This window comes from Proteus sp. HMSC14B05, assembly GCF_001808035.1.
Classification (GTDB): domain Bacteria; phylum Pseudomonadota; class Gammaproteobacteria; order Enterobacterales; family Enterobacteriaceae; genus Proteus; species Proteus mirabilis.
This window is the reverse complement of record NZ_KV791986.1, coordinates 26,176-49,202: the sequence shown is the minus strand read 5'-3', so window position 1 is coordinate 49,202 and position 23,027 is coordinate 26,176. Positions and strand designations below refer to the sequence as shown.

The following is a 23,027-nucleotide window of genomic DNA, read 5'->3' as shown; positions in this document are numbered from 1 at the left end:
TAAATAGAATAAAAATAAAAAAAGTGTTGTAAGTCGTTGTATTGTAAATTATATAACGAAAACAATATTCGCTTTTTATTAAATAAACAGGTAAAATCCACACATAAAATATTGGTATAAGAACCTGTTAAAAACAGGTAAAGATTAACTCCTAGCCTTAACATCTAAGTCAACAAGCTTTATCCAAAGGATATGATGTTCTGGCCGTGACTAACTAAGTCACCAGGGTGCACGGTAGAAATGCCCGCATCTCCCGAATTTGGAAAGGTGTTATTATGCAACAACTTGTTGATGCGTTTTCCCGCAAATTTTTCTATTTACGTCTATCAATCACAGACGTGTGTAATTTCCGTTGCACTTACTGCTTACCTAATGGCTACAAGCCAAATGGTCATAAGTCCTTTCTATCACTGGATGAAATCCGCCGACTGACTCACTCTTTTGCTGAATTAGGCACAGAAAAAATCCGTTTAACGGGTGGTGAGCCTACGATGCGTCGAGATTTTACTGATATTATCGCGACTATTAATGAAAACCCAGCCATTAAAAAGATTGCTGTGACAACAAACGGCTATCGTTTAGCCCGTGATGTTGCACAATGGCGTGATGCGGGGCTAAGTGCGATAAATGTCAGTGTTGATAGCTTAGATCCCCGCCAATTTCATGCCATTACCGGGCAAGATAAATTCCATCAAGTGATGGAAGGAATAGACGCTGCTTTTACGGCAGGTTATGACAAAGTGAAAGTCAATGTTGTGCTAATGCGCAACGTAAATGATAAAAACTTGCCTGATTTTCTCCATTGGATCAAAGACAGACCGATACAACTACGCTTTATTGAACTAATGGAAACTGGTGATGGTAGTGATGTTTTTAATCGCTTTCATTTATCTGGTGAAGTGATCCGCCAACGTTTACTTAACGAAGGTTGGCTACAAATTCCTCGCGCCCGTAGTGATGGGCCAGCTCAAGTCTTTACTCATCCTGATTATCAAGGTGAAATTGGTCTTATCATGCCTTATGAAAAAGACTTTTGTGTCACCTGTAACCGTTTACGCGTTTCTGCGATTGGTAATCTTCATCTTTGCTTATTTGGCGAAAATGGTATTCCTTTACGCGATTTATTGGCTGATGATGCACAACAACAAGCTCTACAACAGCGTATTCAGGGTGGACTTCTTCATAAAAGAGAAACACATTTTCTTCATCAGGGCGATAGTGGTATTACCCCTAATCTTTCTGTGATTGGTGGATAAGTTTTTTCGCTCTGTTATTTAGTTAATTTCAGGAGTTGTGCATGTCTCAACTAACTCATATTAATGCTGCCGGTGAAGCGCATATGGTGGATGTTAGCGCCAAAGCTGAAACCGTACGTGAAGCGCGAGCAGAAGCCTTTGTTGAAATGTCAGCAGAAACCTTAGCAATGATAACCGAAGGTCGACACCATAAGGGAGATGTCTTTGCTACCGCACGTATTGCGGGTATTCAAGCAGCCAAAAGAACATGGGAATTAATTCCTTTATGTCACCCATTGCTGTTAACCAAAGTTGAAGTCCATTTAGAAGCCCTTACAGACTCAAATCGTGTGCGTATTGAATCAGTGTGTCGCTTAACGGGTAAAACGGGTGTTGAAATGGAAGCACTCACTGCCGCATCAGTGGCCGCATTGACTATCTATGATATGTGCAAAGCAGTACAAAAAGATATGGTCATAGGATCTGTGCGTTTATTAGAAAAAACCGGTGGTAAATCGGGACACTTTAAGGTGGATGCATGATTAAGGTTCTTTTTTTCGCCCAAGTGCGTGAATTAGTGGGTGTTGATTCACTGGAATTACAAAATGATTATTCAACAGTGGATGATTTACGCCGTGCTTTAATTAACAAAGGCGATCGTTGGGCATTAGCGCTTGAAGATGGCAAATTGTTATCCGCGGTAAATCAATCCTTTGTTCAAGGCAATTATGCCATTAAAGACGGTGATGAAGTGGCTTTTTTCCCACCTGTAACAGGGGGCTAAGATGAGTACATTGACCCGTATATCAGTCCAAAACGAACATTTTAATGTTGGTGATGAATATCAATGGTTGTCAGAGTGTGAAAGTGATGGTGCGGTCGTCACTTTTACAGGAAAAGTGCGTAATCATAATTTAGGTGATGAAGTTAATACGCTAACTCTAGAGCATTATCCTGGTATGACAGAAAAGGCGTTAAATGACATTGTTGAGCAAGCACGCGCGCGTTGGCCTTTACAAAGAGTCAGCGTCATCCACCGTGTTGGCCAATTAAATATTGGTGAAGAGATCGTGTTTGTTGGTGTGACCAGCGCACATCGCCATAGTGCTTTTGAATCCGCAGAATTTATTATGGATTTTTTAAAAACGCGCGCGCCTTTTTGGAAAAAAGAGGGGCTATCAGCTAACCAAGATAGATGGGTTGATGCTCGCCAAAGTGACTATGATTCAGCTAAGCGTTGGGAATAATTCATCAAGCGAAATCAAAGACAACATCACTTTACTTAAATTTATTTTACGGTGACATTCTATACAGTTTATTTCGTGGAAATGTAACATTAGTGTGATAAAATTAATCACTAATGAGTCCATAATGGGCTCTTTACTGAAATAAACGTTATCGTTAAATTCAACGTTATCACTATGATTAAAGGGTAATCATCATGGATCGATTTTCACGTTCAAATGATTCAATCGTACAGCGCACTGGTACAGGTCTACAAACCTTTATGGCGCAAGTGTATGGCTGGATGACTGTAGGTCTGTTACTTACTGCATTTGTTGCTCTGTATGTTGCATCCAGCGCGACTTTAATTGAGATGATCTTCACTAATAAGATCTTTTTCTTTGGTTTGATTATCGCTCAATTAGCATTAGTTTTTATATTATCCGGTATGGTACATAAAATGAGTGGTGCGCTTGCCACAACCCTCTTTATGCTCTATTCCGCATTAACAGGTGTCACTATTTCGAGTGTGTTAATTGTTTATACTTACTCCTCTGTTGCTAGCACTTTCTTTATCTGTGCGGCAATGTTTGGTGCATTAAGTGTTTATGGTTACACCACTAAACGTAGTTTAACTGGGATGGGTAGCTTCCTGTTTATGGGGCTTATCGGTATTATCATTGCTTCTATTGTTAATATCTTTATGCAAAGCAGCATGATGAGCATGGTTATCTCTTACGCAGGTGTACTGATTTTCGCTGGTTTAACCGCATATGACACACAAAAATTAAAGGATATGGGTAGCGAAATTAATCAAGAAGATAAAGAAAATATGCGCCGTTACTCAATTATGGGTGCATTAACGCTTTATTTAGATTTTATCAACCTGTTCTTAATGTTACTGCGTATTTTAGGCGATCGTCGTTAATCATAAACTGCGTCGTTTAATAACCGCATAGTTAAATCCCATAACCTCTTCAGTTATGGGATTTTTTGTATTTATAAAATACTATTTATAGCGTGAGATGTTTATTCTTATCTATCAAGGTAGAGATTTTATACTATCTTCCTGCGGAAAAGATAATAGGCAATAGAGCCTGTCCCAATAGCAATAACAATCAGTGCCCATAAACTATGCCATATTACGGTAATATCGGCATTTTTGAGGTAGATTTGTTTGGTAATATCAGTGAAATGACGGATTGGGTTTATCCATGTGGCTTGCTGTAACCAAACTGGCATATTTTCCACTGGAGAAATATAGCCTGATAATAATACTGCGGGCATCATAAATACGAACACACCAATGAATGCTTGTTGTTGTGTTGAACTTAACGCGGAAATCAAAAGCCCAAAACCTACCAGCGATAAACCGTAAATAAGCATGGTAAAGTAAAATAATAGCAGTGAGCCTGAAAAAGGTATTTGATAGCCGAAAATACCGATAATTAATACAATGGTTCCCTGTACTGCCGCAACAACCATCGCAGGAACCGCTTTTCCTACAAAGATTTGCCAAGTTGATAACGGTGAAACTAATAGCTGATCTAATGTCCCTTGCTCTCTCTCTCTAGCAACAGACAGTGATGTTACTATCATTACTCCGATGGTGATAATTAAGGCCACTAAAGAAGGCACAATAAACCATTTATAGTTTAAATTGGGGTTATACCAATTACGTACTACTAATTCGCTTTTATTCAGTAAAGATGGGGTATCGCCGGCTAATTCTGTTTGATAATTTTGCACAATTTGTTGTACATAATTTGCCGCAATTTGTGCACTATTAGAATTACGTCCATCAAGAATTAATTGTAATTTTACCGGAGTATGACTGGCTAAATTAGCACTAAAATTTTGTGGAAAACGCACCAATAGCAAGGCTTTACGATTATTAATCGTCTCTTTAATTTCATGTTCACTTTTTAATAATAGGGTTTCAGAAAAAGCACTGGCTTTGGCTATGCGTTGGGTTAATTCAATAGATTGTTTACCATTGTCTTCATCAAAAATAGCAACAGAGGCATTGGTAACATCAAGGGTGGCAGCAAAAGGGAATAAGATCATCTGAAAGATAACCGGTAATATTAAGATAATCCGTGTTTGCGGCTCTTGTAATAATGACTGTAGCTCTTTCATTATCAGGGTGAGAAGACGATGAAACATAAAAACTCTCCCTTATTAATCTAAGCGACGACGTGTTGCTAACGCCGTTAAGCCAATAAAAAAGATGGCTGAAACAATTAATAGCCACATATCTAGCATTAAGATCATCGGAATATCTCCCGCTAAGAAGAGTGTCTGTAAGCTACTAACAAAATAACGTGCGGGAATAAAATAGGTCACTACTTGAATAAAAAATGGCATGCTATCAATTTCAAACACAAAGCCTGATAACATCACCGCAGGTAAAAAAGCCGCATTAAGTGAGATCATTGCCGCGTTAAATTGATTGCGAGTTAGGGTGGAGATCAGTAGCCCCATACCTAGTGCAGTGGCTAAAAATAGTGAAGTAATACCCGCTAAAATCCATAATGAGCCACGGTAAGGCACGCCTAATATATAGACAGTGACCAACATACATAGCACCATAACAAAACTGCCTAATACTTGATAAGGAATAAGCTTGGAAAGCAGTAATTCTGTGCGTGTAATTTGGGTTGAGAGTAAGGCTTCCATGGTGCCACGCTCCCATTCTCGAGCGATAACCAAAGAGGTTAGAATAGCCCCAACCACGGTGATGATAATAGTGACGGCACCGGGAATAATATAGTGTTGGCTGATGGCGGCAGGGTTAAACCAATACCTTGGCTCAATTTCAATTAATGGTTGCTGCTGAATGCCTTGACTTAAAGCTTGTTGCTGTAACCAGATTTGCCAAACCCCTTTGGTATAGGCTTGTACAAAGTTTGCGGTATTTGGCTCACTACCATCGGTGATCACTTGAATGGGAGCTTTGCTATCTTGTCGGGCTAATAATTGCGCAAAGTCGACAGGAATAACCACAATGCCACGAATTTCTCCGGCTTGCATTTTATCGATAAGCAATTGGCGATTATCGCTGATGGTGGCGTTAATATAGGGAGAGTTGGTAAAAGTATACACTAACTCTTGTGCCGGTTGGCTTTGTTGGTTAGTTAGTATACCAATATTTAATTTGCTTGAATCTAAGTTGATACCGTAACCAAAAATAAACAGTAGGGTGAGGGGGATAACAATAGCAATAAGCGCGCTACTGGGATCACGGGTGATTTGTTTAGTCTCTTTTAAACAAAGAGCATATAAACGTCGCCAAGAAAAGTGTGCAGGTGATGATTGAGACGAATTACTCATGTTTTTCGCTCCCTTGGTGATTTTCTTGTTCAAGTTTTTTATCGTAATCCAGTACTAATCCAATAAAAGCATCTTCCATAGAGGGGGTCGGATTTTCTTTTGTTGCTACCATCTGTTTTAATGAATCCGGCTCGCCTGCTGCAATAATTTTTCCGCGATAAACCAAACCGATACGATCACAATATTCAGCTTCATCCATAAAGTGAGTCGTTACCATCACTGTTACACCTTTATCCACCATTCCATTGATATGAAGCCAGAATTCACGGCGTGTTAAAGGATCAACCCCTGAGGTAGGTTCATCAAGAAAAAGAATATCTGGCTCATGCATCAAAGAGCATGCAAGGGCAAGACGCTGTTTATAGCCAAGAGGTAAGGTATCGGTGATTTGATTAATCATTGGCTGTAAGCCAAATGCGGTTATCATATCATTAATTTTATTGCGTTGTTGCTTACCATATAATCCATAAACCCCAGAAAAAAATTTCAGGTTCTGCCCCACTTTTAAGTTGCTATATAGCGAGAATTTTTGTGCCATATAACCTAAATGTTGGCGAGCTTTACCTGAACTGACTTTCAGATCCATACCTAACACTAATGCTTTACCACTCGTTGGTACTAATAGCCCGCACATCATCTTAAAGGTTGTCGATTTTCCCGCACCATTAGGGCCTAATAATCCGAAAATCTCCCCACGTTTAACTTGGAAATCAACATGATCAGTGGCGGCAAATTGACCGAACATTTTCGTTAATTGTTGAGCTTCAATAACGGTTTCATCGGGTGCTGGGGGGATTTGTGGCATGATCTCCGCCAGTTCAGATTTATGAGAAGGGCCACCACCTAATAAATCAATAAAGGCATCTTCAAAGCGCGGTGTCGCCGGAATAAGTTTTGCATCTGGTTTTCCTAAGGCGTTTAACAATGCTGTTTGGTCACTGTGTTTTTTTAAGATCAATCGTACAGATTGCCCTTGGATCACGCCATCGGTCACTTGAGGTTGTATAATGGCTTGTTGCAATACTTTTCGACGCTGATGACCTTCAACATTGAGTAAAAAAGAGCGTCCCGCCATTTTAGCAGTTAAGGTCTGAGGTACACCGCTATAAAGTAATTCACCTTTATTCAGTAGCAGAATGTTTTTACATTGTTCTGCTTCATCAAGATAAGAGGTACTCCATAAGATAAGCATGCCATCACCGGCTAAGGTATGAACCATTTGCCAAAGCTCTCGACGGGCAATGGGATCAACACCAACCCCGGGCTCATCTAATAACAGGACTTTGGGACTACCTAATAGAGTACAAGCTAACCCTAATTTTTGTTTCATCCCACCAGAAAGATTACCCGCTAGACGAGAGGTAAAACGTGTTAAGTCAGTAAAAGAGAGTAGCTGTTGATAAACTCTTTTTCTCTCTTCACCAATAACATTTTTTAAATCTGCATAAAGATTGAGATTCTCTAGCACAGTGAGATCTTCATATAAGCCAAATTTTTGTGGCATATAACCGAGGATAGCCCTAACATCAACACTCTGTTTTTGCGGATCCATTCCTAAAATTTTGATCTCACCAGCATCAGGTTTTAGTAATCCTGCTAGCATGCGGATTAGGGTTGTTTTTCCCGCACCATCAGGGCCGACAAGACCTGTGACTGAACCACCGGTAATGGTGGCGGTGAGTGAAGCAACCGCCGGTTTTTCAAGCCCAACAAAGCGTTTTTCAACACCGCTTAAATTGATGGTGTAATTTGTGTTATCCATATTGATTGCCTCTCCTCAACTTAATGAGTCGGTGCAAATTTCAAGGTCACTGGCATTCCTTGGCGTAATGCATCATCAGCATCGGTGACAACCACTCTTATACGATAAACTAGATCAGTGCGTAGTTCCGGTGTTTCAACGCTTTTAGGGGTAAATTCAGCGGTTGGCGAAACAAAACCTATAGTGCCGTGATAAGGCTTATCTTTGCGACTGTCGGTATAAAGATACACTTCGCGATTAGGTATCGCTTCACCTAAATGATTTTCACTAATATAAGCTCTAACCCATACAGGGTTAGTTAAAGAAACAGTAAAAACAGGGCTTCCTGCTGATAAAATAGTGCCAGGCTCCACAGCACGAGTCAGTATAGTTCCTTCTGCAGGTGAGGTTAATTTGGTGTCTTGAAGATTAAGCTCTGCTTGGGCGACTGCCGCTTTGGCTTGAAGTACTTGACCTCTTGCCATATCAATATCTTCTTGGCGATAACCATTTTGATATTGATTGAGTTTGTCTTGTGCTGCTTTTAATGCCGCAGCCGCTTGGTTACGATTATTGCGGGCACTGTCTAAGTCATTGGCTGAAATAACTTTGCGATTAGCAAGATCTTGTTGTCGCTTATAAAAGTTTTCAGCATATTGCCATGCGGCACGTTTTAATGACACATCTGACTGGGCTTGTGCAATTTCTTCACTGCGGTAACCAGCCTCCATTAAGGCTAATGAAGCGATGGCACTATCACGTTCACCATAAGCTTTATTTAATGCATTAATGTAAGGTGCATCATCGAGTTGGCCTAATAATTGACCTTTGGTGACCGGCGCACCTTCATCAACTTGTAGTTCCGCTAACTTGCCTGCAACACGAAAACTTAAGTTAACCGTCCGAATATCAACATTTCCATAGAGTACTAACTCAGGATCTTTGTTCTCTTCATAATAATAGATACCTGCGATAATACCGATAATAATCATTAAGATAATAAAGACACTGATTTTTTTCGTTTTCATAATAACTCTATTTATATTTATGCATGGTTGTTATGAGTATAGATCTCTCTTAGTCCATCAAGTAGTAAAGTAATATGTACTTTTAAGGTATTAGAAATAATTTCATATTCCTGTTTACCAATTCTATCCCATCCAGTTTGGCGTAAAATGGTTTCTCGTACTAATCGAAATGATAGCACCTCTCCCAAAATAGCGTGAGTATGTAGCATGGTTTTTGGTAAAGTTGGATCTAAGCCAATATAAAGTGCTAATAAACGATTTACACGAGTTAATAGCGGAGATAACGCTTGCTGGTGGATAAGGGAATAGGCTTCTGTGGGAACAAGTTGTTCTCTTGCCATAATGCGACTGATATGTACATTGCTTTTATCAAGTACGAGTCGGGCATATTGCAAAAAACTGTCAATGATCAGTTTTTGTAATAGGGGTAAGTGCTCTGTTGGATTAGGTTTTTCAAGAAAATCATCAAGTTGTGCAACGGTGGGTTCAAAATCAATTCGAATTAAATCGGCAATATACTGTGCAACAGCGAGATATAACCCTTCTTTAGAGCCAAAATAGTAAGCAATAGCCGCGATATTTTGCTTCGCAGCTTGCGCAATCTGGCGAGTTGTGGCGCTATCAGGCCCATTTTTACCAAAGATTTCACAGGCAGCTTCTAATAACTGTCGTTTTGCAAGTTCCCCTCGAGTTTTCTTTTGGTGTGTGTCTGGCATAAGGATACCTTACTTAAGTAAAATGTAACAAAGAAATAACATTAAAATAGTCGTTATTGAAAGTAGTATATTCGATGATATTGAGTAACAGGATAAATTTGTAGTAAATAATGAAATAAAGATGACATGTAATAAAAAAAACATGATTTATTTAAAAATTATTTTTATATTCGCAAGATAGCAAAACTGTTAAAATGACCGCTATTAGGTTAACCTGATAAGGTTCATTCTCTTTCACCTTGAGGTGAAAGCCCGTCATTTTTAATTTCAATCACCGTGTTATACGTTCTGGTTGTAGGAGATTTCTGTTTTGACCGATTTTACATCGCTTGGTTTAAGTGAGGCGCTTCTCCGCGCTATTGATGAACAAGGGTATAAAACCCCAACCCCTATTCAACAACAGGCGATTGAGCCGATTTTGGCGGGTAAGGACGTATTAGCAAGTGCACAAACGGGTACGGGAAAAACGGCCGCATTTACATTACCGATACTGGAAAAACTCGCTACATCTGCAGAGAAAACGAAAGGGCGTAAGCCAGTTAAAGCGCTTATTTTAACCCCTACACGTGAATTAGCTGCACAAATTGCCGATAACGTAAAAGCTTATAGTCGTTATTTACCTATTCGTTCATTGGTGGTTTTTGGTGGCGTCAGTATCAATCCTCAAATGATGAAACTACGAGGTGGCGTCGATGTTTTGATTGCAACACCGGGCCGCTTACTTGATCTTGAACATCAAAATGCTGTTGACTTATCTCGCGTTGAAGTATTGGTGTTAGATGAAGCTGATCGTATGTTAGATATGGGATTTATTCATGATATTCGTCGAGTCATCAATAAGTTACCGAAAAAACGACAAAATTTACTCTTTTCAGCGACTTTTTCAAAAGAGATAACAGGGCTTGCTAACTCACTACTCAACAATCCTATAAGTATTGCTGTTGCCCCCAAAAACTCAGCGGCTGAATCTGTTGATCAATATGTCCATTTAGTGGATAAAAAGCGTAAGACAGAGCTGTTATCACACTTAATTGGTCTAGAAAATTGGCCTCAAGTTCTTATTTTTACTCGAACTAAACATGGTGCGAATAAATTAGCTGAACATCTTAATTTAGATGGCATCAAATCAGCGGCGATCCATGGTAATAAAAGCCAAGGAGCTAGAACACGTGCTCTAGCTGATTTTAAAGACGGTAAATTAAAAGCGTTAGTTGCCACTGATATTGCAGCGCGGGGACTTGATATTGACCAACTTCCTTATGTGGTCAACTTTGAATTACCGCAGGTAGCAGAAGATTATGTTCATCGTATTGGTCGAACAGGGCGTGCGGCAGCAACAGGTAAAGCGATATCTTTAGTTTGTGTTGATGAACATGGCTTATTAGCTGATATTGAACGCTTATTAAAACGTGAAATTCCTCGTTTAGCATTAGAAGGTTATGATCCTGATCCCTCAATAAAAGCGGCACCTTTGCATAAAAAGCCAAAGAATAAAGCACGTAATAATAAAGAAGGCGGACATGGTCGTGCTGATATTCGTGGCAAAGATAATCGCCATACACCACGTAATAAAAATAGTCGTAATCAAAAAGAGAGTGAAACGGGTGAGATAAAACAGAATAAATCTAAACCAGCTAGACGTTCACGCAAACACGATGATGATCGTGATAATCAAAATCCTTGGTCAAAAGCTAGAAAAGAATTTTGAGGCTAAACTGTGCGAGTCCTATTAGCGCCAATGGAGGGGGTGTTAGACCCCCTTGTGAGAGATCTACTGACGGCGATTAATCATTACGATCTCTGTATCACGGAATTTATTCGCGTTGTTGATTCATTATTACCGCCAAAAGCATTTTATCGTTTATGCCCTGAATTACACACCCAAAGCCGCACGCAAAGTGGCACCTTGGTGCGGGTACAATTATTAGGGCAAAATCCACAATGGTTGGCAGAAAACGCTTTTCGAGCCGTCTCTTTAGGTTCATGGGGGGTTGATCTTAATTGTGGTTGTCCTTCTAAAACCGTCAATGGTAATGGCGGTGGTGCCTCGTTATTAAAACAACCAGAAACGATTTATCAAGCAACTAAAGCGATGCGTGGTGCTGTACCTGCGGATTTACCTGTTTCTGTAAAGGTACGATTAGGGTGGGATTGTTCATCTTATTGCCATGAAATTGCCGATGCGGTAGAACAAGGTGGCGCGACAGAAATTACTATCCACGGTAGAACAAAAGAAGATGGTTATCGTGCTGATAAGATAAACTGGCAAGCGATTGGTGAAATTCGCCAAAAATTGACTATTCCCGTTATCGCTAACGGTGAGATTTGGTGTCGAGAAGATGCTATCTCTTGTTTAAAGATAACCGGCTGTGATGCGATTATGATAGGTCGCGGGGCGATGCATACGCCCAATTTAAGTAATGTGATAAAAGGTATTGAAGAAAAAATGCCTTGGTCACAAGTGATCCAATTACTTAAACGCTATATTCGTCTAGAAAAGCAAGGGGATACCACTTATTACCATGCTTCCCGTATAAAACAGTGGTTGGGATATTTAAGGAAAGAATATCAAGATGCTGATGCACTTTTTAGTCAAATTAGAACGCTAAAAACCTCACCTGAAATAGCCAAAATAATAGAAGCGTTATAATAACCACAACAGGTTATTAATAGCCAAAACCAGCATTAATAATAAGGTGCTGGTTTTTTCTATAAAAAGGTAAAAATATCTGAATATGAAAAAAATAATTGCTGTTTAAGTACAATTATTGGAAAAAATCACTATTTCGTCTTACACTCTTAAAGTGACCATTTTTAATATACTATCTATATTATCACTACATTTAGGGGGAACTATGGGATTTCTTTCTTGGATTGTGTTCGGTCTTATTGCGGGTATCTTAGCCAAATTCTTAATGCCTGGCTCGTATGATATCGGCCTTATCTGGACCTGTATTCTAGGTATTGTGGGTGCTGTAGTTGGTGGTGTAATTAGTAATTTCTTTGGTAAAGGCAAAGTAGATGGTTTCAATTTTGGTAGTTTTGTCGTTGCCGTAATAGGGGCAATCGTTGTGCTTTATTTAGCAAAAATATTTGCCAGTTAATTGGAAATAAAGAGTCTATTAATACTATTAAACCCGCATCTGCGGGTTTACTTTTTTGTGCTAACTTCACTATCGCTTTTATTTTATTCGCATTCACAAGGTAATGCGTTTTCTGCTCCCCACTGCGCCCAAGAGCCATCATACAGTGCGATATTTTGGCAGCCCAATAGAGTTAAAGCCAAAAATAGAATAGCTGCTGTCATACCTGAGCCACAACTGACAATAATTGGTTGAGATAAATCGACACCTGCTTGTTCAAAAATGTGCTGTAATTGCGCTTTATCTTTTAATTGTCCATTAATAACTAAGTTATCCCAAGGAACATTTTTACTATTGGGAATATGGCCCCTACGTAAACCGGGACGAGGCTCTGGTGCTCTACCATAAAATCTATCCGCCGAACGAGCATCAATGATTTGATTTTGTTGCGTAGTCAGATTATCCAGTATTTGTTGTTTATCGACACGGCGTTGAGTGTGGCGTGTAACGATAAAAGGGTGAGTGGCTGGGACTTTGGGCGTTTCTCCTTGTTCAAGGGGGAACCCCGCTTCTTGCCAAGCTTGTAAACCACCGGCCAGAATACGCACCTTGTGACAACCTAAGGTAGTAAAAGTCCACCAGCCACGAGGTGCTGAAAAGAGATTGCCGATATCATAGAGGATCACTGTTGTATTATTTGAAATACCTAACTGAGTTAAGGTTTCAGAAAACAGTGTGTCAGATGGCAACATATGTGGTAATGATGTTGTTTTATCGGCGATTTCATCCAGATCAAAAAAATGGGCACCAGGGATATGACGTTCAAGATAGCGTTGATGATAGTCAATATCTTGCGTAGGCATGGGCGCGCTAACATCAACTATCACCAGATCTTGATCGTCGTGATGTTCAAAAAGCCATTGTGGGGTAACAAAATAATCAAATTCCATGGTGCAACCTCTTTATTTCGTCGATGGTGAGCTATCTGGTAGAGCTGGAAATTGCTGTGCTGGTGAGCGATTAGGTTGAGTCTGCTCTGTGTCTACCGGTGTGGTTGAGCGCGTATAAATATTTAGTCCGGCAAGAAAAACGCCTCCAAGGGAGCCAAAAGCCAGTAGTGCGATAACAACAAGAAGTAATTTTTTCATAAGATTTATGTGCAGATGAATGTTACTAAAAAGTATATCTAGATATGCCATTGAAACAAGTGCTGTACCACATAAAGCAGTAAATTGGTTAGTATTAAAATAGGATATCACTGTTCAAAAAACAAACAAATTTGGAATATAATAATACCTAGTTTTAATTATGGTGATAGTTATTGTTTAGGGTGATGGATAATAACAAAAAGCCCTTAAACTCAGGAGTCACCGAGTTTAAGGGGAAGGGAATACAACTTATTATTTTATTTGATACACAATCGGTGCTGTAAATTATGTGTATAAAAACCAGAATGTCATCGCTAAGTTAACGGTAGCGGCGATAGCCATTGGAATTGCGGTTCTTTTCACTATTTGGAAAGGTGAGACATTGGCAATTCCTGCAATAGCAACAATAGCTGCCGTAATAGGTGAAACTGTGCGACCAAAGCTGGTCATAATTTGCATAGGTAAAATTAAAGTGATGACATCGACTTTTAAGAACGCAGCAATTTTGGGTGTTAATGCGGCAAATGAAAAGAATGCAGCATTACCCGATCCCATTAAAAAGGCTGCTAATGCTAAGATGGCACTCATCACAATAATCATCGCAGCAATACCAAAGCCAGCATCTTGAGCAGAACTAATTAAGGTATCTACCGCGCCACTTTTTAGTAATCCATTAGCAAAAAATTCCCCAGATACAATCAACGATACAACTAAAACAAACTGTTTTCCCATGCCTTCAAAGAACAACATAAAACTGTTCATTACCGCTTTAGCATCGCGCAATCGCACATATTCAAAGACTAGTGCAATAACCGTACTAATAATCATTGCGGTAGTCACTTCTAATTTAATGTAATTATGAAATAACGGACTAAAACCAATAATGAGAATTAAAGGGATCACGGGTAATAAGGCATATGATAATGGCACCTGACTTCCTTCTTCTTTTACATTATCAATAGCTGTTGGGTCGAAAACAAAACCCTCACGTTTATCCCACCAACGTTGAATAAAGAAATGGGTAATAGCAACCGCAATGATAATAGGAATAGTGATAGGGAGTTGGTGTTGAACAAAATAGACTGCAGGTTCAATATCCGCTGTTTTAGCCGCCATAATAACATTTCCAGAGCCGGGTCCATGATCAATAAATTGACAACAACCGATAACAGCTAAAGCAGATAGAGGACTAATACCTGAGCGAATTAAAATAGGGTACATCGTTACCATGAGTAACATTCCTAAACCTGCATGGCTAGGAATAAAAATAACTAAAATTTGTGTGACTAAAAATGAAATAACCAGTAATAAGTAGGGGGATTTAATCGTTTTTAATGGTTTTTCAAAAATAGCAAATAAAGCTCGGCTGGCGCCCACGTGTTCCATATAACGTGAGAAACCAGCAATTGCCATTAAGGTTAAACCTAAACCCGCTAAACGCGAGCTCATAATATCGGTAAAAATTTGGAAAATATCAAAATACTTAAATTGTGTAGATTTATTTTCCGGTAATAAAGGGTTGAGATCGAGAGAAGCTGTAAGGAGCAATAACAGCATGCCTCCGAGTAATAACACAGGTTGAGGTTTATAACCTCGAGCCAGCAAATAAACTACCAACGCAGTAACTAGCGCGGCAATAATTAAACCAGTCATAATTAATTCCCCAGTGTCGTGATGCAGTATTGTTGTTATTGATTTAATGCACTAAATGCTTGGGTGAGATCTGCAATTAAGTCATCAGTAGACTCAAGACCAATATGTAAACGTACAAAAGGACCGTGGCCTTCACGCCAATCTGTTGCTGTTCTGGCACCCATAACATTGGCGGGTAATGCAAGACTTTCAAATCCTCCCCAAGATGCACCAATACCAAATAAGGTTAATGCATCAATAAATTGTTCAGATTGTTTAATGGTATATTTTTGTTTAAATTCAATGGTTAATAATCCATTACTACCTTTACAATCACGTTTCCATAAGTCATGGCGAGGATGTGTGGGTAACTCTGGAAACCAAACTTTGGCCACTTCAGGGCGTGTTTCTAACCACTGAGCGATAGCCAGTGCTGATTTACCATGATTTGTAAGACGTTGAGCAAGAGTCCTCATTCCTCTCAGGACTAAGGCGGCATCATCAGGGCTACTTGCTTGACCAAGAGCTTCTGGTAATGCCCCAATTTGTTTCCATGCGGTTTCATTTGCGATCATAATGCCCATCATGACATCTGAGTGACCGCATAAATATTTAGTTGCAGCAATTACAGAAACATCAGCACCTAATTCCAAAGGGTTATAAAGCCATGCCGAGCCCCAAGTATTATCCACCCCAACAGGAATATTTTTTTCATGAGCGATATGGCAAATTTCTGGTAGATCCAGCATTTCATAAAGTAATGAACCCGGTGATTCAACGAAAATAAGTTGAGTGTTTTCTTGAATTTTTTGCTCGAAATCTGAACCGTCAGTTTTAAAAAAGCTATAAGTGATATTATTAGGCTCTAAAAAAGCAGAGGCTATTTTACGTACGGGTTCATAGACAGAATCAGCAAATAAAACATGCCCACCACTTCGGGCGTAGCCCATAATAGTAAATGCAATTGCGGCTAGCCCTGTAGGAAAGAGCTGTGCTCGATAACCACCTTCTAATTCAGTTACTAATGCTTCAAGTGCAAACGCTGTTTCTGTACCACGAGCACCATAGCTTAATACTCGTTCAGTAATACGACGATCGCGTATTTCACGCCAACTTTTTATTGAATCAAAAACAATAGTACTGGCTCTCATAACAGGAGGGTTAATTGGGCCAGATGTTTTAATTGCTTGACGCCCACTATGTATCAATGTTGTTTGTTTATTCTGTTTCATTATTTATATCTCCGAATATAGAAAATAAGATCTCCCAGTAATTAATTTAGAATTTAATTACTATTTTGAGCTGGAAATTTGTAGTTGCTATTATTTATAACAAAGATATTTATTTTTAAAATATCTATTTTTAAAAAATGATGATCTTGCTCTAATTTTTTATCATTAATTATTCTAATTAAATCTTAAAGATTGTTTAAGATTTAAAAGGTATAAATAATAAATTAATTTTATTTTGCAACTTATTGAATTTTAATTAGTTTTCAATTGATTAGAAATTCTTTAAATTAGATTAAAATTATCAAAGTGTTTTTATTAAAATTCTATTGCATAAATAAAGTAACAAGCTAACAACTCGTTTTATTTTAAAAACGATTTTTTATTATTCTTTTAACAGGGGAAATAATTATGGGAACTAGTGTGTTTGATTCTGTTTTATTAAAAAACTTATGGTCAACAGAAGAAATGAGAACTATTTTTTCTGACAAAACTAGAATACAAAATTGGCTTGATTATGAAGCAGCATTAGCAATAGAACAAGCTGAGCTTGGTTTAATTCCTCAAAAGGCGGCTGAGGTTATTGTACAGAGTGCAAAACTTGAAAAATTAGATATGGATTATGTATTAGAACAAGTTCGTCTTACTCGACATCCATTAGTACCTACTATTCGAGGCTTAGAATATACTTGTTCTGAACATTATGGAGAATATGTTCATTTTGGGCCGACAACACAAGATGTTATTGATACAGGCTTAGTGCTACAACTTAAAGCTGCTCATCAAACTTTTTTACGTGATATTAAAATATTAGGTCGTTCATTACTTTCTTTAAGTGAAAAACACCGTAATACACCTATGGTTGGACGCACTTTAGCGTTACAAGCGTTACCAATCACATTTGGGCATAAAACAGCAATTTGGTTGACAGAGTTAGCGCGTCATTATCAACGACTTAAAGAGGTGGAACCTCGTCTATTTGTTGGCAGTGTAGTCGGTGCTGTCGGGACTAAAGCTTCTTTAAGCGATAAAGCTGATGAATTAGAAAAACGCGTATTAAAACGCTTAGGATTAGGTATACCGGAAATCTCATGGCAACCAGCACGTGATAGATTTAGTGAATATGGTATGTTAATTGGATTAATTAGTGGAACGTTAGGGAAAATAGCTAACGAGATCTTAATATTAGCACACAATGAAATTGATGAGCTTTCAGAGCCTTTTGGTAAAGGGCAAGTTGGCTCTTCAACTATGCCACATAAACGCAATCCAGCTATTGTTGAAAATGCCGCCTGTGTAAGTAATACCTTAAAAGCTAATCTTTCTGTATTAACGGATATGATGAAACATCAACATGAACGTGATGGTGCTATCTGGAAGATGGAGTGGAAGATTATGCCAGAAATGTGTCTGATGTTATCTGTTATCTTGGATAATATGAAAACAGTACTAGGTGGGCTAAATGTTCATGTTGAAAAAATGCGTCACAACATGGATATCTTAGGTGGGTTTATGTTAGCAGAACGTGTGATGTTTGCTCTGTCCGATAAAGCAGGCAAACAAACTGCTCACGAAATTGTGTATGAAGCGTCAATGTCTGGACAAGAAGAGGGGATTACTTTCGTAGAAGCTATTAATCGTGATACTCGTATTCGTGACCATATTTCACAAGAAGAGTTAAATGCTTTGCTAGATCCAACTACCTATGTTGGTAATGCTCCTGAGCAAGTTGATCGTGTAGTCGCTCAAACAAAAGCTTCCGGCTGGTTAAATGATTAATTGATGGAATGAAATCTCATAAAAAGCCAGTGATAACTGGCTTTGTTATTATCAGCATTGAGGTATTTATATGACATTGAGTCAGCATGTAGCTAATTTTATTACTACAACGACATTTTCACAGCTTCCAACGCAACTGATAGCTCGAGCCAGATTACATTTATTAGATACATTAGGTGTAGCACTTGCAGGGAGTACACAATCTAGCTCGAAACAAGGACGTCATGGGATTACTCTTTTACCCGATAGCCAAGGTAAGATCCCCATTTGGGGAAGTATGCAGACAGCTAATACCACTGCAGCAGCCTTAGCCAATGGTATTGCTGCACATGCATTAGATTTCGATGATACACATACTGATTCTATTACTCACGGTAGTGCTGTATTAACACCGATAGCTTTTGCGTTAGGGGAAACATTAAACGCCTCAAATGAAGAAATATTAACGGCTTGGGTTATTGGTTGGGAAGTTGCTGCACGGGTTGGTTTAGCGAGTCACAGTGGTTTCCATCAACGTGGATTTCATGCAACGGCGATTGCTGGGATCTTCGGTGCAACAGCATGTGCGGCTTCATTATTAAAACTTACGTCACAGCAGGCGGTAAATGCGTTAGGACTAACGGCAAGTCAAGCAGCGGGTATCGCTGAATATCTGACTAATAGCTCATCGGCAAAATGTTTTCATGCCGGATGGGCCGCTCAATCCGGTATTATTGCAGCCTCGTTAGCTAAAGGGGGAATGACTGGGCCTGAGACAATATTTGAAGGGCGATACAGTATTTATCATACTCATGGGATCAGCGAGCAAGCGATCCCTGAACAGGTTGCACAAGGATTAGGTGAACAATGGGAGTTTTTAAATGTTTCAATAAAACCTTATCCGGTTTGCCATTTTGCTCATGCTACTGTTGATTGTGGACGTCGTTTACTTAAAAGAGGGATCAGTGCGGAAGAAATTGAACAAGTAGAATGTGTGATTGATCCAGTTGCTGCTGCATTAATTTGTGAGCCACTCGAAACAAAATGGGCGCCAAAAACAGCTTATGGGGCAAAATTTAGCTTACCTTGGTTATTTGCTATTGGTTTTTTGGATAATGCGTTAACTTTATCATCGCTTTCAGCGGAAAACTTACAGCGTAACGATATCCAACTATTGGCGAAAAAAGTGAGCTATCGTTATCCATCAGAAAATGAAATTCCCTTTCCGAGCTATTTTCCTGGATTAATCTTTGTTAGATTGAAAAATGGGCAACAATTAACTGAAAGGATCGATATTCAGTATGGTAACCCTGAAAATCCGATGGTTGATACGGATGTAATAGCGAAGTTTTATGATAATGCCAAGTGTGTAATGAAAAAGACACAAGCTGATCAACTGATTGAAAATATAATGAATTTTGAAAATATACCTATTTCATTACTTACACAATTATTACGGGTAGAGGCATAACTCTTTTATCTGCATCCACAGGGACAAGATAATGAATCTGATACCTTTTGTTTAAATGAGTTGCACCTGATAAATGGCACTGACAATTTATTGTAGTGCCATTTTTGTTTCCTTAATGAGTTAGTGGTTTTGAAGGGTAATATCTGCGTGATTAATGACTTCATTCTGCTCATTTTTTAATGAATCAAATAGTATCTGAGCTGCTTTACTCGGGCTATTGGCATTAAGATAAAGGTTATAACGAATAGCAGGTAATGGCGGTAATCCCTCTTTTTCACCCAAAATACGTAAATCATCACCAGAAAGCTCGATAGAGCGTGCCATTATACCTAAACCAGCACGAACGGCCGCTCTGGCACCAGATAAGGTGGTGGCAATATAGGCAATGCGCCAGCGAATATTTTGTTGATCAAGGTGATTTATCATCATATCACGGTAAGTACTTGGTTCATCAAGAACCACTAAAGGTAACGGTTCGTCAAGATCAAATCTAAAATGTTTACCGCAATACCATAACGAAGGCGATACGCGTAAGACAATTTTAGGATAACCGACATGCTCTTCTGTAGAAATGGCTAAATCGACCTCATTATTTTCCAACATTGACATTAAAAAAGGGCTACGTTTAACAATAATCTCCATAATTAAACGAGGATAAGCACCTGAAAAACGAGCAAGTAGATCGGGTAAGATTGTGTTTGCTGTATCATCGGGAGAGCCAATCTTTAATATTCCATCAATTTCTTCATGCAATAAAGATAAACATGCTTCATCATTAATGCGCAAAATCCGCCGAGCATAATTAAGCAGTTGAGTGCCTGCTTCGGTTAATGTTTTATTTCTCCCTTGTCGAGCAAAAAGCTCTTTACCTATTAATGACTCAAGGCGTTGCATTTGTTGGCTGACTGCAGATTGTGTTCGGCAAACTGATTCAGCGGCTGCGGCAAAGGTGGAACCATCGGCAACAGCAACAAAAGTTCTGAGTAGGTCTAACTCTAAATTAAAAATAGGGCGCTTTGCAGAAGTCATTTTATTATCTCTTAATTGGTGTTGTGGTGCGAAATAAAACGCAAGAGGTATTATTTTTATAAAGGTTAATAAAGTTCTTTTTAATTGGCATACCGCTCTCTTTCATACTATGAAGAGTTGGATCAATAATCTATAACACCGCTCAATAAATTCGTAGGGTTACGCAGTATTTGATGAAAAAGGCGAGTAAGTGCAGCTGACTACTGATTTTTATACAGTGTTATGCGACAATAACGCTTATTTTAATGATAAATAGAGTAGTTATGTCCCTTTCTCAATCTGTAAAAATGCAAATCAGCCAATGGTATAAAGCATTACCTGAGCATATTGAAGGCTTTATTCCACGAGCGCCTCAGCGCGAAATGATTGCTGAAGTTGCGAAGACATTTTCTGATGAAACGGGGCGACATCTAATTATTGAAGCGCCTACAGGAGTAGGTAAAACACTCTCTTATCTTATTCCTGGTATTGCTATCAGTCGGGAAGAGAAAAAACCACTGATTATCAGTACGGCGAATGTGGCGCTACAAGATCAAATTTACAGCAAAGATCTGCCTTTACTAAAAAAAATTATTCCAGACCTGACTTTTACTGGGGCTTTTGGGCGAGGTCGTTATTTATGTCCCCGTAATTTAGAGGCAATTTGTGCAACAGAAGGTGAGCAAATTGATTTAATGTTTTTGCTGGAAGATAAAGTTGATGTCGCAACCAGTGCGGAAAGGGAGATTTGCCAAGAGTTAAAGCACGATTTTACCAGCTTTGGTTGGGATGGTTTGCGTGATCACCATAAACGAGCATTAACGGATAGTTTATGGCGCAAGATTAGCACAGATAAAATGAATTGCTTAGGTCGTAATTGCCAATACTATCATTGCTGTCCTTTTTTTCTGGCCCGTCGAGAAATAGACGAAGTTGATGTGGTTATCACCAATCATGCTCTTGTGATGGCTGCGATGGAAAGTGAATCGGTGTTACCTGATGCAAAAAATATCTTATTAGTGTTAGATGAAGGGCATCATATTCCTGATGTTGCTAGAGATGCGCTTGAAGTTGAAGGGGAAATAACCTTATCGGCATTAAATATGCAACTTGATAATATGACTCGTCATGTCAGCCAATATTTAGCACAATTTATCCCAGTCAAACCACCCAAATTAGCCGATCCCATTCGTTTTGATGCTCATATTGCAAAAATGCGCGAAGCCTATCAAGACGTTGAACATTTTACCCGCGCGTTATTGCCTGAGCGCAGTGAAAATGATGAATATTTATTTCCATTAGGTCAATTACCTGAACAATTACTGTTATGTTGCCAAGACTTATTTAAGCTAACCGATGGTTTAAAAATGTTAGGTGAGTCGATTCTTAACGACTTAACTGAGCGAACAGCAAAAGAAGATGTTGTACGTTTACATCGCGCGATTTTAACCACCAGCAGAATGGTTGGTTATCTGGAAAATATGGCAAAACTATGGCGACTTGCGACATTAGAGCAGACATCAAAAGCACCCGTTTCGAAATGGCTTACTCGTCGTTATGATAAAAAGCAGTCACATCTCTATTTACATTGTGCTGGTATTCGCGTTAGTGAACAGTTAACACAATTATTATGGAAAAATATTCCTCATGTGGTGATCACTTCTGCCACACTACGTTCATTAAACAGTTTTTCGCGTATTCAAGAGCTTACAGGACTAAGCGAACACTTTGATGATCGTTTTATTACCTTGTCATCGCCTTTTACACATGAAAGGCAAGGGAAACTCGTTATCCCTAAAATGCGTTATGAACCGACAATGGCGAATGAAAAAGCGCATTTAAAAGAGATGGCACGCTATTTTCGTCAAGGAATGGTAGAAAACCACCATCGAGGGCAATTAGTATTATTTAGTAGTCAACGGGCGATGGAAGGTTTTTTAGAGGAAGTTAAAGATCTACGTTTGAGTCTCTTAGTCCAAGGAGATCAACCGCGCTATCGTTTAGTGGAGACACATTGTAAGCGTATTGATGCGGGCGATAATAGTGTGTTAATTGGGTTACAATCTTTTGCTGAAGGATTAGATTTAAAAGGTGACTATTTAACGCAAGTACATATTCATAAAATTGCTTTTCCACCTGTTACTGATCCGGTCATTGTGACGGAAGGGGAATGGCTAAAATCACTGAAACGTTATCCTTTTGAAGTGCAAAGCTTACCAAGTGCATCATTTAATTTGATCCAGCAAGTTGGGCGTCTTATTCGTAGCCATCATTGCCATGGTGAAGTTGTTATTTATGATAGACGTTTATTAACGAAAAACTACGGCTCACGGCTATTAACCGCGCTACCTGTCTTTCCTATTTATCAGCCAGATATACCTAAAACAGAATAATAAAAAGGCTACCTATATTGGTAGCCCT

At 38.9% G+C, this 23,027-nt stretch carries 21 protein-coding genes and 1 riboswitch; of the genes, 11 read left to right on the top strand and 10 right to left on the bottom strand.

Annotated elements, in window-relative coordinates:
* Window positions 1-136 precede the first annotated feature (136 nt).
* Window positions 137-286, top strand: a riboswitch (molybdenum cofactor riboswitch).
* The 5 genes from moaA (at window position 276) to HMPREF3129_RS08875 (ending at window position 3,387) form a co-directional block, all read left to right on the top strand.
* Window positions 276-1,256, top strand: coding sequence for a GTP 3',8-cyclase MoaA (moaA, locus tag HMPREF3129_RS08895; RefSeq protein WP_004244473.1), 981 nt, complete (start codon window positions 276-278; stop codon window positions 1,254-1,256). Its footprint overlaps the riboswitch before it by 11 nt.
* A gap of 41 nt (window positions 1,257-1,297) precedes the next feature.
* A complete protein-coding gene (gene moaC, locus HMPREF3129_RS08890) occupies window positions 1,298-1,777 on the top strand; it encodes a cyclic pyranopterin monophosphate synthase MoaC (protein ID WP_004247569.1) in 480 nt (159 codons plus the stop codon).
* Entirely contained in the window at window positions 1,774-2,019 is a 246-nt protein-coding gene (moaD, locus tag HMPREF3129_RS08885; protein WP_017827747.1) for a molybdopterin synthase sulfur carrier subunit, read from the top strand. The genes moaC and moaD overlap by 4 nt, the downstream gene beginning before the upstream one ends.
* A gap of 1 nt (window position 2,020) precedes the next feature.
* Entirely contained in the window at window positions 2,021-2,482 is a 462-nt protein-coding gene (gene moaE / locus HMPREF3129_RS08880; protein WP_004244476.1) for a molybdopterin synthase catalytic subunit MoaE, read from the top strand.
* Between the two features lie 194 nt (window positions 2,483-2,676).
* Window positions 2,677-3,387: a Bax inhibitor-1/YccA family protein gene (locus tag HMPREF3129_RS08875; RefSeq protein WP_004244477.1), complete on the top strand. Its 711-nt coding sequence runs from the start codon at window positions 2,677-2,679 to the stop codon at window positions 3,385-3,387.
* Between the two features lie 128 nt (window positions 3,388-3,515).
* Here HMPREF3129_RS08875 and HMPREF3129_RS08870 read toward each other — a convergent pair whose 3' ends face one another.
* Genes HMPREF3129_RS08870 through cecR form a run of 5 tightly spaced genes read right to left on the bottom strand, consistent with a single transcriptional unit; the run spans window position 3,516 to window position 9,277 of the window.
* Complete coding sequence (locus tag HMPREF3129_RS08870; protein WP_004244478.1) at window positions 3,516-4,625, bottom strand: ABC transporter permease; 1,110 nt, start codon at window positions 4,623-4,625, stop codon at window positions 3,516-3,518.
* Between the two features lie 15 nt (window positions 4,626-4,640).
* Window positions 4,641-5,792 carry an ABC transporter permease gene (locus HMPREF3129_RS08865; RefSeq protein WP_004244479.1) on the bottom strand — a complete coding sequence of 384 codons (1,152 nt, stop codon included), beginning with the start codon at window positions 5,790-5,792 and terminating at the stop codon, window positions 4,641-4,643.
* Window positions 5,785-7,554 carry an ATP-binding cassette domain-containing protein gene (locus tag HMPREF3129_RS08860; RefSeq protein WP_036919997.1) on the bottom strand — a complete coding sequence of 590 codons (1,770 nt, stop codon included), beginning with the start codon at window positions 7,552-7,554 and terminating at the stop codon, window positions 5,785-5,787. Before HMPREF3129_RS08860 ends, HMPREF3129_RS08865 begins: the two co-directional genes overlap by 8 nt.
* Before the next feature lie 20 nt (window positions 7,555-7,574).
* Window positions 7,575-8,561 (bottom strand): secretion protein HlyD, encoded by a 987-nt coding sequence (hlyD, locus tag HMPREF3129_RS08855; protein ID WP_004247573.1) that lies wholly within the window; start codon window positions 8,559-8,561, stop codon window positions 7,575-7,577.
* 17 nt (window positions 8,562-8,578) lie between these two features.
* Complete coding sequence (gene cecR / locus HMPREF3129_RS08850) at window positions 8,579-9,277, bottom strand: transcriptional regulator (RefSeq protein ID WP_004244482.1); 699 nt, start codon at window positions 9,275-9,277, stop codon at window positions 8,579-8,581.
* Window positions 9,278-9,587: 310 nt separating this feature from the next.
* Between cecR and rhlE the strand changes: the two genes are divergently transcribed.
* The 3 genes from rhlE (at window position 9,588) to HMPREF3129_RS08835 (ending at window position 12,381) form a co-directional block, all read left to right on the top strand.
* Window positions 9,588-10,985, top strand: coding sequence for an ATP-dependent RNA helicase RhlE (gene rhlE / locus HMPREF3129_RS08845; RefSeq protein ID WP_012367680.1), 1,398 nt, complete (start codon window positions 9,588-9,590; stop codon window positions 10,983-10,985).
* A 9-nt stretch (window positions 10,986-10,994) separates the two neighbouring features.
* On the top strand, window positions 10,995-11,927 hold the full coding sequence (dusC, locus tag HMPREF3129_RS08840) for a tRNA dihydrouridine(16) synthase DusC (protein ID WP_004247575.1): 933 nt from the start codon (window positions 10,995-10,997) through the stop codon (window positions 11,925-11,927).
* Between the two features lie 205 nt (window positions 11,928-12,132).
* Window positions 12,133-12,381, top strand: a complete 249-nt coding sequence (locus tag HMPREF3129_RS08835; RefSeq protein ID WP_004244486.1) for a GlsB/YeaQ/YmgE family stress response membrane protein — start codon at window positions 12,133-12,135, stop codon at window positions 12,379-12,381.
* Between the two features lie 83 nt (window positions 12,382-12,464).
* Here HMPREF3129_RS08835 and sseA read toward each other — a convergent pair whose 3' ends face one another.
* The 4 genes from sseA to metC form a co-directional block, all read right to left on the bottom strand.
* Complete coding sequence (gene sseA, locus HMPREF3129_RS08830) at window positions 12,465-13,310, bottom strand: 3-mercaptopyruvate sulfurtransferase (RefSeq protein ID WP_036919999.1); 846 nt, start codon at window positions 13,308-13,310, stop codon at window positions 12,465-12,467.
* Between the two features lie 12 nt (window positions 13,311-13,322).
* On the bottom strand, window positions 13,323-13,508 hold the full coding sequence (locus HMPREF3129_RS08825; protein ID WP_012367682.1) for a hypothetical protein: 186 nt from the start codon (window positions 13,506-13,508) through the stop codon (window positions 13,323-13,325).
* A gap of 285 nt (window positions 13,509-13,793) precedes the next feature.
* A complete protein-coding gene (gene dcuC / locus HMPREF3129_RS08820) occupies window positions 13,794-15,161 on the bottom strand; it encodes a C4-dicarboxylate transporter DcuC (RefSeq protein ID WP_004252125.1) in 1,368 nt (455 codons plus the stop codon).
* Window positions 15,162-15,196: 35 nt separating this feature from the next.
* On the bottom strand, window positions 15,197-16,372 hold the full coding sequence (gene metC / locus HMPREF3129_RS08815) for a cystathionine beta-lyase (protein WP_004244491.1): 1,176 nt from the start codon (window positions 16,370-16,372) through the stop codon (window positions 15,197-15,199).
* A gap of 408 nt (window positions 16,373-16,780) precedes the next feature.
* Here metC and purB point away from each other — a divergent pair, with 408 nt between their 5' ends.
* Complete coding sequence (gene purB / locus HMPREF3129_RS08810; RefSeq protein ID WP_036920001.1) at window positions 16,781-18,148, top strand: adenylosuccinate lyase; 1,368 nt, start codon at window positions 16,781-16,783, stop codon at window positions 18,146-18,148.
* A gap of 70 nt (window positions 18,149-18,218) precedes the next feature.
* The gene (locus tag HMPREF3129_RS08805) at window positions 18,219-19,598 is read left to right on the top strand and encodes an MmgE/PrpD family protein (RefSeq protein ID WP_070486955.1); all 1,380 of its coding nucleotides are present in this window, start codon (window positions 18,219-18,221) and stop codon (window positions 19,596-19,598) included.
* Window positions 19,599-19,718: 120 nt separating this feature from the next.
* On the opposite strand, the gene HMPREF3129_RS08800 is transcribed toward HMPREF3129_RS08805, so the two are convergent.
* Entirely contained in the window at window positions 19,719-20,627 is a 909-nt protein-coding gene (locus tag HMPREF3129_RS08800) for a LysR family transcriptional regulator (RefSeq protein ID WP_004244494.1), read from the bottom strand.
* Window positions 20,628-20,890: 263 nt separating this feature from the next.
* On the opposite strand from HMPREF3129_RS08800, the gene dinG reads away from it, so the two are divergent.
* Complete coding sequence (gene dinG, locus HMPREF3129_RS08795) at window positions 20,891-22,999, top strand: ATP-dependent DNA helicase DinG (RefSeq protein ID WP_070486953.1); 2,109 nt, start codon at window positions 20,891-20,893, stop codon at window positions 22,997-22,999.
* Window positions 23,000-23,027: the final 28 nt, after the last annotated feature.

Bases quoted from the DNA above. Each gene is read 5' to 3' on its own strand.
- moaA (WP_004244473.1), top strand. From the start codon at position 276: ATGCAACAACTTGTTGATGCGTTTTCCCGCAAATTTTTCTATTTACGT.
- moaC (WP_004247569.1), top strand. From the start codon at position 1,298: ATGTCTCAACTAACTCATATTAATGCTGCCGGTGAAGCGCATATGGTG.
- moaD (WP_017827747.1), top strand. From the start codon at position 1,774: ATGATTAAGGTTCTTTTTTTCGCCCAAGTGCGTGAATTAGTGGGTGTT.
- moaE (WP_004244476.1), top strand. From the start codon at position 2,021: ATGAGTACATTGACCCGTATATCAGTCCAAAACGAACATTTTAATGTT.
- HMPREF3129_RS08875 (WP_004244477.1), top strand. From the start codon at position 2,677: ATGGATCGATTTTCACGTTCAAATGATTCAATCGTACAGCGCACTGGT.
- HMPREF3129_RS08870 (WP_004244478.1), bottom strand. From the start codon at position 4,625: ATGTTTCATCGTCTTCTCACCCTGATAATGAAAGAGCTACAGTCATTA.
- HMPREF3129_RS08865 (WP_004244479.1), bottom strand. From the start codon at position 5,792: ATGAGTAATTCGTCTCAATCATCACCTGCACACTTTTCTTGGCGACGT.
- HMPREF3129_RS08860 (WP_036919997.1), bottom strand. From the start codon at position 7,554: ATGGATAACACAAATTACACCATCAATTTAAGCGGTGTTGAAAAACGC.
- hlyD (WP_004247573.1), bottom strand. From the start codon at position 8,561: ATGAAAACGAAAAAAATCAGTGTCTTTATTATCTTAATGATTATTATC.
- cecR (WP_004244482.1), bottom strand. From the start codon at position 9,277: ATGCCAGACACACACCAAAAGAAAACTCGAGGGGAACTTGCAAAACGA.
- HMPREF3129_RS08835 (WP_004244486.1), top strand. From the start codon at position 12,133: ATGGGATTTCTTTCTTGGATTGTGTTCGGTCTTATTGCGGGTATCTTA.
- sseA (WP_036919999.1), bottom strand. From the start codon at position 13,310: ATGGAATTTGATTATTTTGTTACCCCACAATGGCTTTTTGAACATCAC.
- HMPREF3129_RS08825 (WP_012367682.1), bottom strand. From the start codon at position 13,508: ATGAAAAAATTACTTCTTGTTGTTATCGCACTACTGGCTTTTGGCTCC.
- dcuC (WP_004252125.1), bottom strand. From the start codon at position 15,161: ATGACTGGTTTAATTATTGCCGCGCTAGTTACTGCGTTGGTAGTTTAT.
- metC (WP_004244491.1), bottom strand. From the start codon at position 16,372: ATGAAACAGAATAAACAAACAACATTGATACATAGTGGGCGTCAAGCA.
- purB (WP_036920001.1), top strand. From the start codon at position 16,781: ATGGGAACTAGTGTGTTTGATTCTGTTTTATTAAAAAACTTATGGTCA.
- HMPREF3129_RS08805 (WP_070486955.1), top strand. From the start codon at position 18,219: ATGACATTGAGTCAGCATGTAGCTAATTTTATTACTACAACGACATTT.
- HMPREF3129_RS08800 (WP_004244494.1), bottom strand. From the start codon at position 20,627: ATGACTTCTGCAAAGCGCCCTATTTTTAATTTAGAGTTAGACCTACTC.
- dinG (WP_070486953.1), top strand. From the start codon at position 20,891: ATGTCCCTTTCTCAATCTGTAAAAATGCAAATCAGCCAATGGTATAAA.